This is a genomic window from Dongia sp., assembly GCF_041910485.1.
GTDB lineage: Bacteria > Pseudomonadota > Alphaproteobacteria > Dongiales > Dongiaceae > Dongia.
Window position 1 is genome coordinate 84,756 of record NZ_JAYRQR010000059.1, and the last position, 13,793, is coordinate 98,548.

At 62.5% G+C, this 13,793-nt stretch carries 12 protein-coding genes; 8 read left to right on the top strand and 4 right to left on the bottom strand.

Features of this window, described 5'->3' with window-relative positions:
• Nucleotides 1-83 precede the first annotated feature (83 nt).
• The 6 genes from ACE3PP_RS19465 (at nt 84) to ACE3PP_RS19490 (ending at nt 5,513) form a co-directional block, all read left to right on the top strand.
• Nucleotides 84-1,067 carry a hypothetical protein gene (locus tag ACE3PP_RS19465; RefSeq protein WP_374384945.1) on the top strand — a complete coding sequence of 328 codons (984 nt, stop codon included), beginning with the start codon at nt 84-86 and terminating at the stop codon, nt 1,065-1,067.
• A 79-nt stretch (nt 1,068-1,146) separates the two neighbouring features.
• On the top strand, nt 1,147-2,049 hold the full coding sequence (locus tag ACE3PP_RS19470; protein WP_374384946.1) for a DMT family transporter: 903 nt from the start codon (nt 1,147-1,149) through the stop codon (nt 2,047-2,049).
• Between the two features lie 94 nt (nt 2,050-2,143).
• Entirely contained in the window at nt 2,144-2,527 is a 384-nt protein-coding gene (locus ACE3PP_RS19475; protein ID WP_374384947.1) for a hypothetical protein, read from the top strand.
• Nucleotides 2,528-2,618: 91 nt separating this feature from the next.
• On the top strand, nt 2,619-4,172 hold the full coding sequence (locus ACE3PP_RS19480; protein WP_374384949.1) for an AlkA N-terminal domain-containing protein: 1,554 nt from the start codon (nt 2,619-2,621) through the stop codon (nt 4,170-4,172).
• Nucleotides 4,169-4,690 carry a methylated-DNA--[protein]-cysteine S-methyltransferase gene (ogt, locus tag ACE3PP_RS19485; protein ID WP_374384950.1) on the top strand — a complete coding sequence of 174 codons (522 nt, stop codon included), beginning with the start codon at nt 4,169-4,171 and terminating at the stop codon, nt 4,688-4,690. Before ACE3PP_RS19480 ends, ogt begins: the two co-directional genes overlap by 4 nt.
• 10 nt (nt 4,691-4,700) lie before the next feature.
• Nucleotides 4,701-5,513 (top strand): isocitrate lyase/phosphoenolpyruvate mutase family protein, encoded by an 813-nt coding sequence (locus ACE3PP_RS19490; RefSeq protein WP_374384951.1) that lies wholly within the window; start codon nt 4,701-4,703, stop codon nt 5,511-5,513.
• An 86-nt stretch (nt 5,514-5,599) separates the two neighbouring features.
• On the opposite strand, the gene ACE3PP_RS19495 is transcribed toward ACE3PP_RS19490, so the two are convergent.
• Entirely contained in the window at nt 5,600-7,270 is a 1,671-nt protein-coding gene (locus tag ACE3PP_RS19495) for an MFS transporter (RefSeq protein WP_374384952.1), read from the bottom strand.
• Between the two features lie 243 nt (nt 7,271-7,513).
• On the opposite strand from ACE3PP_RS19495, the gene ACE3PP_RS19500 reads away from it, so the two are divergent.
• Entirely contained in the window at nt 7,514-11,275 is a 3,762-nt protein-coding gene (locus tag ACE3PP_RS19500; protein ID WP_374384953.1) for a PAS domain-containing protein, read from the top strand.
• A gap of 13 nt (nt 11,276-11,288) precedes the next feature.
• Here ACE3PP_RS19500 and ACE3PP_RS19505 read toward each other — a convergent pair whose 3' ends face one another.
• Complete coding sequence (locus ACE3PP_RS19505; RefSeq protein ID WP_374384954.1) at nt 11,289-11,600, bottom strand: hypothetical protein; 312 nt, start codon at nt 11,598-11,600, stop codon at nt 11,289-11,291.
• Nucleotides 11,601-11,836: 236 nt separating this feature from the next.
• A complete protein-coding gene (locus tag ACE3PP_RS19510) occupies nt 11,837-12,262 on the bottom strand; it encodes an organic hydroperoxide resistance protein (RefSeq protein ID WP_374384955.1) in 426 nt (141 codons plus the stop codon).
• A 217-nt stretch (nt 12,263-12,479) separates the two neighbouring features.
• On the opposite strand from ACE3PP_RS19510, the gene ACE3PP_RS19515 reads away from it, so the two are divergent.
• Entirely contained in the window at nt 12,480-12,941 is a 462-nt protein-coding gene (locus tag ACE3PP_RS19515) for a MarR family winged helix-turn-helix transcriptional regulator (protein WP_374384956.1), read from the top strand.
• On the opposite strand, the gene ACE3PP_RS19520 is transcribed toward ACE3PP_RS19515, so the two are convergent.
• On the bottom strand, nt 12,942-13,655 hold the full coding sequence (locus tag ACE3PP_RS19520; protein WP_374384957.1) for a response regulator transcription factor: 714 nt from the start codon (nt 13,653-13,655) through the stop codon (nt 12,942-12,944).
• Nucleotides 13,656-13,793: the final 138 nt, after the last annotated feature.

The following is a 13,793-nucleotide window of genomic DNA, read 5'->3' on the forward strand; positions in this document are numbered from 1 at the left end:
GCCTTCTTAGACGATTGGGAGCAGTGGTGGAAGGGCCGGGGTAGAAGGGACGAAACTCTTGCTATCAAAAGTCCCACAAGCATGTGGATTCAACACCACAAATCATGCAATCTGTGGGCGAATTTGGAGTTGAATTTTCTGGAGCTGGTTTAGTGACCGAAGTTTACCCCGTGGCGCCAGAAGAACACACAAAGTCCAAGCCCCGCCCAGTCTCTGAATGCATCAGAATTGCTTTGCTCTTACCCATGAAAAGGCCAAGGCGCTTCATCGCGATTTTTTGCCTCCCGACCATCCTGCTCTTTGCAATCACTTACAAATTTCCGACGGCAAACCTACTTGGCACAGTCTTCCCGAATGCTGGCATCGGTTTTGGCGGACCTATAGTGGCCGCCGCCAACTATGGTCTTGTCGGCGTTGGCGTCTGGCTTGGTTCCGCCATCTTGTTTTGTTTCGCAATGACGGCTTGGAGCCTTGAAGTTACCATTGGACATCGCCTGTCGTTGGCGACGGTTCTCCAGTTGAGTATCGGCCGTACCCCACATTATTTCGCTGGCAGCCTATTGACGTATGTTGGCCCGATGATGCCGTTCTTGCTGCTGGTAGTTGCAGCAAGGGCACTTGGGATGCCGGCGCATATCACGGTGACCCATGATCAAGGCGCTTGGCCGGTGGTTGCTGTTTTGATAGCTGTGGGCCTCGCCTACGTTTGGGTCATTTTGCGTGCCATTTTCCTGGCTGTGCTGATTGCACTTCATGGTTGGCGCGACGCCTTCAGAAATGCCTGGAAAGAAAGTCGCGGCCTTATACCGCGCTTAATGTCCTTCATTGCCTTGACCGGCATGATCGTGTTCTGTCTTAACCTCACGATCATCAAAATCTTGATGCCTGGCGAATCGACCGGAAATGTACCCGGCGCCCTGATGGGCGACCAAAGTCGGCTGTTCATCCAAACGAACTTCTTAAACCTGGGCAGCGTATTGGTTTTTGAAGTCCTGTTGGCGGGATTCTTGGCGGCCCATCTTCCGCCAGATCGTTTCTTGGAGTTTAAAGCACCACCAGAAGCATGATGCCGTGTCGCCAGGAAGCTACTCGCGCCCCACGACTCGCAGTATGTTGCCGCCGAATATTTCAAGAGCTTGAAGATCAATGCCTCCCGCCCCAGTCCAAAAGCCCCTCCTCGGCATCGTCCTGATGCTTTGCGCGATGGGGATCCTCCCCTTCCTTGATGTGTGCGCCAAATATCTTGGCCGCATGGGCGTGCCGGTTGTGGAGATCGTCTGGGCGCGCCTTTTCTTCGGCATGCTGCTGACCCTGCCTTTCGCGTGGCGGCTGGTCGGGACCAAGGGGCTCGTGCCCAATCCGCCCGTGATGCACACGTTCCGCGGCCTCTTCCTGTGCGGGGCGACCTTCTTTTTCTTCTGGGCGCTGAAGACCCTGCCCATCGCCGATACGTTGGCGATCTTCTTCGTGCAGCCGCTCATCATCACCCTGCTGTCGCCCTTCGTCCTCGGCGAGAAGGTCGGCGTCCGCCGCTGGGTGGCGGTGATCATCGGCTTCATCGGCACGCTGATCATCATCCGACCCGGCTTCCAGGCCCTCAATCCAGGCATGCTGATGGCGCTGACGGCGGGCCTGTGTCTCGCCATCTACATGCTGCTCACACGGAAGATGTCGGGCCGCACCCATGCAATGGTGACGACGTTCCACACCAATGTCTCCGGCACCGTCATCATGAGCATCGCCCTTTTCTTCGTCTGGGAAATGCCGACGCCGGAGCAATGGCTTCTGTTCGTGTTGATGGCGGCGATTGCGACCTTCGGCCATTTCCTCATCGTCAAGGCCTATGACCATGCCGAAGCCTCGCTGCTGGCTCCCTTTGCCTATGCCGAAATGATCATGGCGGTGGTCGCCGGCTGGTTTTTCTTCGGCGACTTTCCCGACCGCTGGACCTTCGTCGGTGTCGGCATCCTCATCGCCTGCGCCATCTACATTTCCTACCGCGAGCGCGTGCGGAAAATCCCATCGAGCGTCACAGGCGAACATAGTTAGGCCGGCAGTCACAAACAGACAATTGCAATCATTCCTATGATTGCATAGCATCGATCCGTATACCTTCAATAATTGCCGGATTAGAATGATGAGCATGAAATGGGACGCCCGCAGGCTTCGGGCGTTGGGGGTCGCTATTTGTTTCGCGGGCGCTGCAATCCTGTCGGCTTGCGCCGCACCGGCCAGCCTGACCTACAAGGGCAGCGGGCCATTGCGCGTGACCAGTGAAGTCTGGGGCTACTACCAGGAATACTTGGCCAAACAGCACGGCGCCCGCCGCGATGGCGTATTTCTGGTGGCGATGTATGGCGATATCGGCCGCAGCGCGCGCTACAGCTATTGTCCGGAAGTGTACGATTATTGCACGTCTGGCGGCCTCAATGTGGCGCTCAATCTCTGCAAAGAGGATCATCTCGATTGCGTGCTTTTTGCGCGCGGGTCGCAGATTGTCGTCCCCTACGAAATCATCAAGGATTGAGGCCGCAGTGACTGAAGCCACGGCAAACACCGCACGGGGACGATGTCCGAAAACCGCGAGCAGGGGCGCCCATCAGGTGGCATGATGCGGCATGGAACAGAACCTGCCGCCAAGCCTTGCCGACGACGCCGGGATAGAAATCGCCGATCCAGGTCTTGATGCGGCTCTCTGCTATCGCGCCCTCATGACGCGGGATGCGCGCTTCGACGGACGTTTCTTCGTCGGTGTCACCTCGACCGGGATTTATTGCCGGCCCATCTGTCCCGCCCCCGGCGCCAAGTTCGAGAATTGCTGCTTCTACCCGTCGGCAGCGGCAGCGGCGGAAGCGGGTTTCCGGCCCTGCTTGCGCTGCCGGCCCGAGACGGCGCCGGATACCGGCGCCTGGCTTGGCACCTCCAACACGGTGAAGCGGGCCCTCGCCCTCATCGCCGAGGGTGCGCTCGACGGCGAGGAGAGCAGCGTCGAGACGCTGGCGGCGCGCGTGGGTGTTGGCGAGCGGCATCTGCGGCGCCTCTTCGACATCCATCTCGGCGCCTCGCCCATTTCCGTCGCCCAAACCCGGCGCGTGCATCTGGCCAAGCAGCTCATCCACGAAACGCGCCTGCCGATGGCGGAGATCGCACTTGCCGCCGGCTTCGGCAGCGTGCGCCGCTTCAACGAAACTTTCCGCAAGCTCTACCAGCGCGGACCCAGCCAATTGAGACAGAAGAAGAGCGGGGAGGCGACGGTGGCGTCGACCGCCATCACGGTGCGGCTGCGCTACCGTCCGCCCTATGATTGGCCGAGCATCCTCGCCTTCTTTGCAGCCCGCGCCGTGCCGGGCCTTGAAGAAGTGAGCGGCGGGCGTTACCGCCGTGCCATAGCGTTGGGCGATCATCAGGGGTGGATCGAGATCGCCCATGACGGCCGCCATGACAGCCTGGTGGCCGCGATCCATTTTCCCGACCTGAAGGCCTTGCCCGCCATCATCGCCCGCATCCGGCGGGTTTTCGATCTCGGCGCCGATGTCGAGCAGATCGGTGCCCATCTCACGCGCGATCCGACACTGGCGCCGCTCATTGCGGAGAGGCCCGGCCTGCGAGCCCCCGGCGGCTGGGATGGGTTCGAGATGGCGATCCGCGCCATTCTCGGTCAACAGGTCACGATAGGTGCGGCCCGCAATCTCGCCGCCAAGCTCATCGCGCTCTGCGGCCGGGAACTGCCGCCAACGCTTCGCCTCGGTTCGCTCACGCACACCTTCCCCACACCCGCCGATCTCGGGACGGCCGATCTGTCGTCACTGGGCATGCCCGGCGCCAGGCGCGAGACATTGCGCCACATGGCGCTCGCCGCGGCTGGCGATCCCGATCTCTTCCGCGCCGCCGGATCGATCGAGGAAACGGTGGCGCGCCTGCGCGCCATCAAGGGGATCGGCGATTGGTCGGCGCATTACATCGCGCTCCGCGTGGTGCGCGAACCGGATGCCTTTCCAGCAAGCGACATCGGCATCCTGCGCGGAGCGACACCCGCTGGCGGGCAGCGACCGAGCCCGCAGGCCTTGCTGCAGCAGGCGGAGAAATGGCGGCCGTGGCGCGCCTATGCTGCCCAGCATCTCTGGGCAGCAGATGATGGCGAAAGCAACGACGCCAAGAGAAACGCCAAATGAGCGAAGCCATGCGTCTGCGGATCGATCGGTTCCAGACACCGATCGGTGAAATCATCATCATCCTCGATAGCGAAGACCGGCTCCGTGCCATCGACTGGACCGATCATGAAGCGCGCATGATGGCGCTGCTTGCCCGCTATTGCGGCAAGGCCGGCTTCGCGCTGACGAAGGCACGCAATCCGGCCGATATGCGCTCGACACTCAGTGCCTATTTCGCGGGCGATCTCGGCACCATCGACAAACTGCCGACCGAGACCGGCGGCACCGACTTCCAGCGCCGGGTCTGGCGCGAATTGCGTCGCATCCCGTACGGCAAGACGATCAGCTATGCCGATCTGGCGCGGCGCATCGGCAAGCCCACCGCCATCCGCGCCGTGGGGCTTGCCAACGGTGCCAATCCGGTCAGCATCGTCATTCCCTGCCACCGCGTCATCGGCAGCGACGGGTCGCTGACCGGCTATGGCGGCGGCCTCGACCGCAAGCAATGGCTGCTCGCCCATGAGGGCGCCCTCACCTAGGAGATCGATCGTGCCACCACGCCCCCATTCAGCCGCCCGCTTCCACGACCTTCATCGCGGGTCCGACTTACTCATCCTCGCCAATGCCTGGGATGCGGGCTCGGCGCGCCTTGTGGAAAGCCTCGGCGCCAAGGCCGTCGCCACGACCAGCGCGGGCTTCGCCTGGGGCCTCGGCTATCCCGATGGCGATGCCGTTCCGCTGGATGAATTGGTGCATCATGTCCGCCTGATGGCGCGGGCCATCGAGGTGCCGCTCAGCATCGATATGGAAAGCGGATTCGGAACCGACCCGGCAGCTGTCGCCCAGGCCGTGTCACGCGTGATCGAAGCTGGTGCCATCGGCATGAACATCGAAGACGGCAATGAGCCGCCAGAACTGCTGGCCGCGAAGATCAAGGCCGCCAAGGAAGCCGCGGCGCGCCTGGGTGTCGATGCCTTCATCAATGCCCGCATCGACGTCTATCTCCGCCAACTGGTCCCGCCGGCCGAGCGCGTCGCGGAAAGCCTGCGCCGCGCCCGGATCTATAGTGCCGCTGGCGCCAGCGGCATCTTCGTGCCGGCGGCCGTGGCTGCCGACGAGATCGCGGCTCTGGCACAAGGGACCGACCGTCCGCTCAATGTGCTGGCCTGGCCGGGCCTTCCATCGGCAGCAGAGCTGGCCAAGCTCGGCGTGCGGCGGCTCAGTGCGGGCGCTGGCCTCACGAAGCTCGCCTGGGGGCGGACCGCTGCTGCTGCCAAATCATTCATTGCTTCCGGCGATTCAGCCTTGTTCTCGGAGGGAGCCTTGGATTCCGCGACCGCCAACGGTCTCTACAAGCGCTGACCGACGGAAAAGAAACGGCTGAAAAGAAGAGGGCCCCGCCTTTTCAAGCGGGGCCCGAGGGGGAAACGCCTATCCGGTGATGGATCTCACCAGACTTCCATGCGGTGATCCTTGGTTTCGTGGATAAAGAGAACACCCACGACCAGCGTCATCGCGGCGATGACGATCGGATACCAGAGGCCGTAATAGATATCGCCGCTGGCGGCCACCATGGCGAAGCTGACCGTCGGCAGGAAGCCGCCGAACCAGCCGTTGCCGATGTGATAGGGCAGCGACATCGACGTGTACCGGATGCGGGTCGGGAACAGCTCGACCAGCATGGCGGCGATCGGGCCGTAGACCATCGTCACCAGGATCACGAGATAAACCAGCAGCAGCGTGACCATCACATGATTGATCTGCGCCGGGTCGGCCTTGGCCGGATAGCCCGCCGCCGTCACCGCGGCCGTCATGGCGGCAGTGAAGGCTTCGGTCTTGGCCTTCATGTCGTCAGCCGACAGGCCATGCCCATCGAAGCTGTCGATCACCGTTTCGCCGATCTTCACCTGTGCCACCGTTCCCGCCGGCGCTGCTTCGTTGGCATAGTTCACCGAACCCTTGGCCAGGAAGCTTTTTGCAATATCGCACGAGGTCAAGAACTTCGCCGTGCCGACCGGGTTGAACTGGAACGAGCAGCTATCCGGATCGGCGACGACCGTGACCGGTGCCGAAGCCTGCGCGGCTTCCAGCGCCGGGTTGGCGTAGTGGGTGATTTGCTTGAAGACCGGGAAATAGGTCAGCACGGCAAGCGCGCAGCCAGCCATGATGATGCGCTTGCGACCGATCTTGTCCGAGAGCCAGCCGAACAGGATGAAGAACGGCGTGCCGATGGCGAGCGATACGGCAATCAGAAGATTGGCCGTGGTCGCATCGACTTTGAGGCTCTGCGTCAGGAAGAAGAGCGCATAGAACTGGCCCGTGTACCACACGACAGCTTGACCCGCGGTGAGACCGAAGAGCGCCAGCAGCACGATCTTGAGGTTGCTCCACTTGCCGAAGCTCTCGGTCAGCGGCGCCTTCGAGCCCTTGCCCTCTTCCTTCATCTTCTGGAAGGTCGGGGACTCAGAAAGCTTCAGGCGGATCCAGACCGAGATCAGCAGCAGCAGCAGCGAGATGAGGAACGGCACACGCCAGCCCCACTCGCCGAACGCTTCTTCGCCCAGCATGGTACGGGTCGTCAGGATGACCAGCAGCGAGAGGAAGAGACCGAGCGTCGCCGTGGTCTGGATCCAGCTCGTATGCAGGCCGCGCTTGCCGGCCGGGGCGTGCTCGGCGACGTAGGTTGCAGCACCACCATATTCACCGCCCAGCGCCAGGCCCTGCAGCAGGCGCAGGGCGACGAGGATGATCGGCGCGGCAATGCCGATCGAGGCATAGCTTGGCAACAGACCGACGATGAAGGTCGAAACACCCATGATCGAGATGGTGATCAGGAAGGTGTACTTGCGGCCGACCATGTCGCCAAGGCGACCGAAGACGATGGCGCCGAAGGGGCGCACCGCGAAACCGGCGGCGAAGGCCATCAGCGCGAAGATGAACGCAGCCGTCGGATTGACGCCCGAGAAGAACTGCTTCGAGATGATCGCGGCAAGCGAGCCGTAAAGATAGAAGTCGTACCATTCGAACACTGTGCCGAGCGACGAGGCAAAGACCACCGTCTTGACGTCGGCCGGTTCTTTCTGACCGGCGCGACCGGCCGAATCCGCGACTGATGACATGCTTAAATCTCCCCAATGAGTTTGCCGCCCCGGTGCCGTTTCCCGGCTTCACTTGCAGGTGCGACGATTGCCCATCGATGCTGGCGCCGTCTCATTCCGACTCGCAAGTGGAAAGAGTGGACATTGGCATCGAAGTCCACATTCGCTTTAAGCCTTCGATGGGTCGAATGGACCCCAGACTTTGGTATGGGCGACCTAGGGCCAATAGACACCCGAGATAAGCCCATGCATTAATTGCTGGAAATGTCGCTCAGCAGTCTCACGCTCGTTTTGGCCCTGGCCTATCTCGGCCTGCTCTTTCTGATCGCCCATTGGGGTGAGAGGAAGGCCGCCAATTGGTCGCACGGCCGCTTCGGCCCGGCCATCTACGCCTTGTCATTGGCCATCTACTGCACATCCTGGACCTTTTACGGCTCGGTCGGCCGCGCCGTCACCAACGGGCTCGATTTCGCGTTGATCTATCTCGGCCCGGTCCTGGTGATCCTGCTCGCCTGGCCAGTGATGTCGCGTATTATTGCACGTGCGAAACAGCAGAACGTCACCTCGATCGCGGACATTCTGGGGGCTCGCTACGGCCGCTCGCGTGCAGTGGCCGTCATCGCCACCTTGATCGCCGTCGTCGGCGCCATGCCCTATATCGCGCTGCAACTACAGGCCGTCTCCTTCAGCTTCGAGGCCCTGTCCGGCAAAGTCGGCGCCGGTGAAATCGCCGGCAGCGGCACCCTTCACGTGCCGATCTGGCAGGACACGGCGCTCATCGTCACCCTTTTGATGGCTGCCTTCACCATTCTTTTCGGCGTCCGCCATGTCGAGGCCAGCGAACAACACCGTGGCATGATGCTGGCCATCGCGCTCGAAAGCATGGTCAAGCTCTGCGCGCTGCTGGCCGGCGGCATCTTCATCGTCTGGGGCGTGTTCGACGGACCCGGCGCCCTCATTGCCGAGACGGCAGCCCTGCCTGCGGCGCAGCAACTCGCCAATCCGATGATCGACGCCAACTGGCTGGCGCTCACGGTGCTATCCGGTTTCGCCTTCCTGTGCCTGCCGCGCCAATTCCATGTCGCTGTGGTCGAGCATGACCATTCCAAGAGCCTCGCCACCGCGCGCTGGATGTTCCCGCTCTACCTTGTTGCCATCAACATCTTCGTGGTGCCGATTGCGATGGCAGGATTGGCGCGCCTCGACCCCAGCCATGTACCGGACTTCTTCGTCCTCACCTTGCCGCAATCGGTCGGTGCCGATTGGCTGACCGCCTTCGTCTTTATCGGCGGCCTTTCGGCCGCCACCAGCATGGTCGCCGTCGCCTGCATGGCGCTTTCCGGCATGGTCGGCAATGAACTGGTCATGCCCTGGCTTCTCGCCCGCCGCCAGGAAGAAGGGGCCAATCTCGGCCAGCTCGGCCTCCTGGTGCGGCGCCTTGCCGTGCTCGTCATCCTGCTGGCCGCCTATTCCTATTATCGCACCATCGCCGGTCTCCTGCCGCTGGTGACGATCGGCCTCATCTCGTTTTGCGCCGTTGCCAATTTCGCACCACCGCTGTTGATCGGCCTCTATTGGCGCCGCGCGCACCGCTACGGTGTCATTGCCGGCCTCCTTGGCGGTTTCGCGGTCTGGTTTTGGGCGATCCTGTGGCCGACCATACAGCCCAACGAAGCGCCCACCTTGCCACCCATCGGCCCGCTCGTCTGGTTCGATCCGCTGCTGCGCGGTTTCGTTCTCGCGATGGTCGTCAACGTCGCTCTTCTGGTGGCAGGCTCCCTGATGGCGCGGCCGGCGGCGCGCGACCGGCAGCAGGCGGCGGCCTTTGTCGGCGAGGAAAGGGAGAAGGTCGGCGCCCGGCCGGTTCTTCCCGCGCGCACCGAACTCGATCAGCTGAGGGACCTCGCCGCCCGCTTCATCGGGCCCGAGCGCGCCGACGAAGCGTTCGGCGATCTGACCCTGTCGGGGGCGGCCGCCGTAGAATTCACCGAACGGCTTCTTTCCGGTACGATCGGCGCGGCCTCGGCCCGCGTCGTCGTCACGACCGCGCGGCGCAAGGGTCTGTGGATGCCAGGCTCGATCCGCGACATGCTGGACGAGGCCACTGCCGCCATCCGCTACAATGCCGACCTCTTGCGCCGGACGCTCGATCATATGGGTCTCGGCCTTGCCGTATTCGACGGGACGGGCAAGCTCGAAGTCTGGAATGACCGCTTTGCCATTCTGGCCGGCGTCGACCGCGATGCGCTGACGATCGGCATCAACATCGCCAATCTCCCGGCACATCTTCCGTCGTTGGCGGCGGTGCTTGAAGTGGCACCGGTGGCAATGCGCGAAATCAAGCTGGCCGACGGCTCAGTCACTGAATTGCGTGCCGACCCGCTCTCCGGTGGCGGCTTCGTCCTGACCGCCAATGACGTGACGGCGCGGGTCCGCGCGGCCGAAGCCTTGCGCGACAGTGAAAGGCGCGCCCGCATCGTTACCGACAATGTTCCCGTCCTCATCGCCTATATCGATCGCGACGAGCGTTATCGCTTTACCAACCGGCCCTATCAAGCCTCGCTGAAGGACGGTGCCGCCGCCACCGAAGGCCGCCATGTGCGCGAAGTGCTGGGCGAAACGCGCTATCATCTGCTGAAGCCCTATATCGATGCGGCGCTTGCTGGCAACGTGCAGGTCTTCGAAATCGACTTCCCCACCAATGACGCCAAGATCGAAGTGGCGCGCGGCACCTATATTCCGCATCTCGACGAAGATGGCGAGGTTGTGGGCTTTTTCATCCTCTATGTCGACATCACCGAACGGCGAAAATCCGAAGAAGCATTGCAGATCGCCAATGAAAGCCTGGAGCGACGCGTTGCCGATCGCACAGCCGAATTGGAATCGGCGCGTGCCCGGGCCGAGGAAGCCAATATCGACAAGACACGCTTCATCGCCGCGGCCAGCCACGACCTGCTGCAGCCGCTGCACGCCGCGCGTCTTTTCGTGGCGGCGCTGGCAGAGCGCCATGTGGCCGACGAATTAGTGGCAAAGGTCGACCTCGGCCTCTCCTCGGTCGAGGCGCTGCTCGATGCTCTCCTTGACATCGCCAAGCTTGATGCCGGCGCCATCAAGCCGGAGCCCCGCGCCATTCCGCTGGCGCCGCTCATGCAATCGCTGGCCGACGCGTTCGGCCCGCTGGCGGAGCGCGCCGGCATGTCGCTCCGGATCGTGCCGGTGAAAGCATGGGTGACGACCGATCCCGCTTTGCTGCGCCGCGTGCTGCAGAACTATCTCTCCAACGCCATTCGCTATGGCCGCGGCAATGCCCAGCGCCCGCGTGTGCTGATGGGCTGCCGCCGGGTCGGCGACCAGATCAGGATCGAGGTACGGGACAACGGACCGGGCATCGCCCAGCACCAGCAATCCAACATCTATCAGGAGTTCATCCGTCTCAAGCCGGCGAGCGTCGGCGGCGAACGTGGGCTCGGCCTGGGTCTTGCCATCGTCGACCGCGTCGCCCGCATGTTGGGCCATCCGCGCGGTCTCGTCTCGGCACCGGGCAAGGGAGCCGCGTTCAGCATTGACCTGCCGCTCGCCGTCGCGGACAGCGCCAGTGCGCGCGATGCGCTGGCCGATCTTGAAGCAGCCGGCACGCTGGCGCGGGCGCCCTTCATCATCTGCATCGACGATGAGGAGCAAGTGCGCGAAGGCATGGATGTCTTGCTGAAAAGCTGGGGCTGCGACGTGATCACGGCCGCCAATGCCGACGCGGCCCTCGGCGCCTCAGCCGGACGCGCGCAATCACCGGATCTGCTGCTGATCGACCTTCACCTCGGCGACGACCAGCCGGACGGTATCACCGAAATTGCTAAGCTGCGCGAAGCTTGGGGCGATGCGCTGCCGGCGGTCCTTATCACCGCCAACCGCGATCCCATCGTCATGGCGCGCGCCAAGGCGCTGCGCCTCGACGTGCTGCACAAACCGGTGAAGCCCGCACGTCTACGGGCGCTGATCGCTCAGCGCTCGCAACGTTCCGTCGCTTAGTCGGCGGTCCGAATCAGGCGTTGCGGGGCGCCACGGCGCGGCGCAGATCGTTGATCGCCGTTTCGACCTTGCCGTGATGGCCGCTGGTCAACTGACCCAACTGGCGCAATGCCAGCGCCGCCTCATTGGCAATGCCGCCGAAGAACTGGCCGATCGCCTCATGGCGCAGCGCTTCAGCGCGCTGGCGATGAAAATCGAAGCTCTCGGCAAGGCTGTTCGCCGGTCGGTAATATTCGGGGAGTTCCGCTTCGTACGGGGACGGTTTTACGCGGATGGCCGGCTTCTCAGTAAGCCAGGCAAGTTCTTCGTCACTATAGGGCCACATGGAAGACCTCCGTTGGTGTGGATATCTTCCTCCCGTGCCCCGGCGTTTCTGTTTGTCGCCGGTTGTTGCACTGCGGAATAATATATTGCGTCGCGGCGAATTTTTCCATGCCGCTTTCGCATTGCAACATTGCGAAGATTGAGTGGTTTCGCTTTGAAAGATGCGAAACCGGGCCGATGAGCCGACATAAAATGTCGCGGGCGGCCCAACATGGGCCGCCCGCTGCCGATTTTGCCTTACTTTACAGTCAGTTTTACGTCGATATTGTTGCGTGTGGCGTTCGAATAGGGGCACACCTGATGTGCCTTGGCGACCAGATCCTCGGCCGTTTTGCGGTCGAGGCCGGGCAGCGAAATGTCGAGCGCCACCGTCAAACCGAAACCGCCCTCCGACCGCGGACCGATGCCCACTTCGGCCGTGATGCTGGTATCGGCGGGGACCTTGATCTTCTCCTGGCCGCCAACGAACTTCAGCGCGCCGATGAAGCAGGCCGAATAACCGGCGGCGAACAGCTGTTCCGGATTGTTGCCGGGACCCCCGGCGCCGCCCAGTTCCTTCGGGGTCGCCAGATTCACGCTGAACGTACCATCGGCCGTCGCGGCCTTGCCGTCGCGGCCACCGGTGGCCGTTGCCTGGGTGCGATAGAGAACGTTGACGCTCATGATCTCTTCCTTTCGTTTGCCCCCTGTCTGGTGGGCGCTGTTTGGCGTCGGGCTTGATTGTCCGGCGTCGATGGACTGGATATTGGCACAAATTAGATTGTGCACAATTGAATTTTGCATGACAGAATCGCATACCTGAATTGCGCAATTGAATTTTACACAATCTTTCACTCGAGCCGGGAAAGCCCTACATTTGTTAATGAAGGAGCCTCGACCAATGCCCAATGCCGAACCAACGCACCAAGAAAAGGACCTGCTGCGCCTGTCCCAGCAGCTCTGCTTCGCGCTTTACTCGACGAGCCACGCCTTCACCCGGGCCTATAAGCCGCTGCTGGCCGAGCTCGACCTCACCTATCCCCAATATCTGGTGATGCTGGTCCTGTGGGAGCGCGACGATGTGACGGTGAAGGAGATCGGCGCGCAGCTGCAGCTCGATTCCGGCACCCTGACGCCACTCCTGAAGCGGCTCGATGCGGCGGGGCTGGTGATGCGGTCGCGCGATGCCGGCGATGAACGCCAGGTACGCGTCAGCCTCACCGAGTCCGGCAGGGCATTGAAGGAAAAGGCGCGTGATATCCCGAAACATATCGGCGCCGGCATCGGCGCGCCGCTGGATGAAATCATCGCCTTGCGCGATCAGCTGACCCGGATCCGCGACCATATGCTGACCGCGGATTGATCAATCCTCGCTGCCGACCGGGACCGGCTTGGCGACCGGATCGAGCGACAGGCGCTGCGCCAGGATCACGGCCTGGGTGCGCGACGTAACGCCCAATTTGCGCAGGATTTCGGTGACATGTGCCTTCACCGTGGGCTCGCTGATCTGCATTTCATAGGCGATGAGCTTGTTGGGCATCCCCTCGGCCAGCAGCGAGAGGACCCGGTGTTGCTGCGGCGTCAGCAAGGCCGCGCGCTGGGCCAGGTCCCGGTCCTTGCTGGCCAGCGAATGGTCCTTCGCCTCGTCCGGCAGGGCCACAGCACCGGACAGGATTGCCCGGACCGCATCCAAGAACCGCTCAGCTGCCGCCAGTTTCGGGATGAACCCCGCCGCCCCCATTTCGATTGCCTGGCGCATCGCTGCCGAATTGGTTGTGGCCGAAACAATCGCGATAGGCAGAGCCGGATGCTGGGCGCGCAGGGCAGCGAGGCCAGCGAGCCCCAGCATCCCGGGCATGTCGAGGTCGAGAATCACCAAATCCGTCTCGGGACCGGATTCGATGGCCGCCTGGGTCTCCGAAAGCGACCCGGCAAAGGCTATTTTTGCCTCCGGAAACGCCCCTTTCAGGGCCGAGGCCAAAGCATCCCGCACCATCGGGTGATCGTCCGCCACCACGAAGGAAACGCCGCCCGTGGCGGTCATCGGTGAATCAGGCCCTTGGGCCCGCATTGGCATGCTTCTTTCCCCCAGGTCGGTTTCTTCTGCGGCACTCGTTTCGGCGCCTTGTTATCCACAGCATACACATACCCTGCCCGATCGGAAATGCGATCGACAAGTGTGACGGCCCTCTCATCCCGGCCATTTTGCAGTACG

What these genes read in the sequence shown, in the direction of transcription:
- ACE3PP_RS19505 (WP_374384954.1), bottom strand. Translation starts at nt 11,600, where the DNA reads ATGTGGCCCTATAGTGACGAAGAACTTGCCTGGCTTACTGAGAAGCCG.
- ACE3PP_RS19515 (WP_374384956.1), top strand. Translation starts at nt 12,480, where the DNA reads ATGCCCAATGCCGAACCAACGCACCAAGAAAAGGACCTGCTGCGCCTG.
- ACE3PP_RS19510 (WP_374384955.1), bottom strand. Translation starts at nt 12,262, where the DNA reads ATGAGCGTCAACGTTCTCTATCGCACCCAGGCAACGGCCACCGGTGGC.
- ACE3PP_RS19495 (WP_374384952.1), bottom strand. Translation starts at nt 7,270, where the DNA reads ATGTCATCAGTCGCGGATTCGGCCGGTCGCGCCGGTCAGAAAGAACCG.
- ACE3PP_RS19470 (WP_374384946.1), top strand. Translation starts at nt 1,147, where the DNA reads ATGCCTCCCGCCCCAGTCCAAAAGCCCCTCCTCGGCATCGTCCTGATG.
- ogt (WP_374384950.1), top strand. Translation starts at nt 4,169, where the DNA reads ATGAGCGAAGCCATGCGTCTGCGGATCGATCGGTTCCAGACACCGATC.
- ACE3PP_RS19475 (WP_374384947.1), top strand. Translation starts at nt 2,144, where the DNA reads ATGAAATGGGACGCCCGCAGGCTTCGGGCGTTGGGGGTCGCTATTTGT.
- ACE3PP_RS19520 (WP_374384957.1), bottom strand. Translation starts at nt 13,655, where the DNA reads ATGCCAATGCGGGCCCAAGGGCCTGATTCACCGATGACCGCCACGGGC.
- ACE3PP_RS19500 (WP_374384953.1), top strand. Translation starts at nt 7,514, where the DNA reads ATGTCGCTCAGCAGTCTCACGCTCGTTTTGGCCCTGGCCTATCTCGGC.
- ACE3PP_RS19480 (WP_374384949.1), top strand. Translation starts at nt 2,619, where the DNA reads ATGGAACAGAACCTGCCGCCAAGCCTTGCCGACGACGCCGGGATAGAA.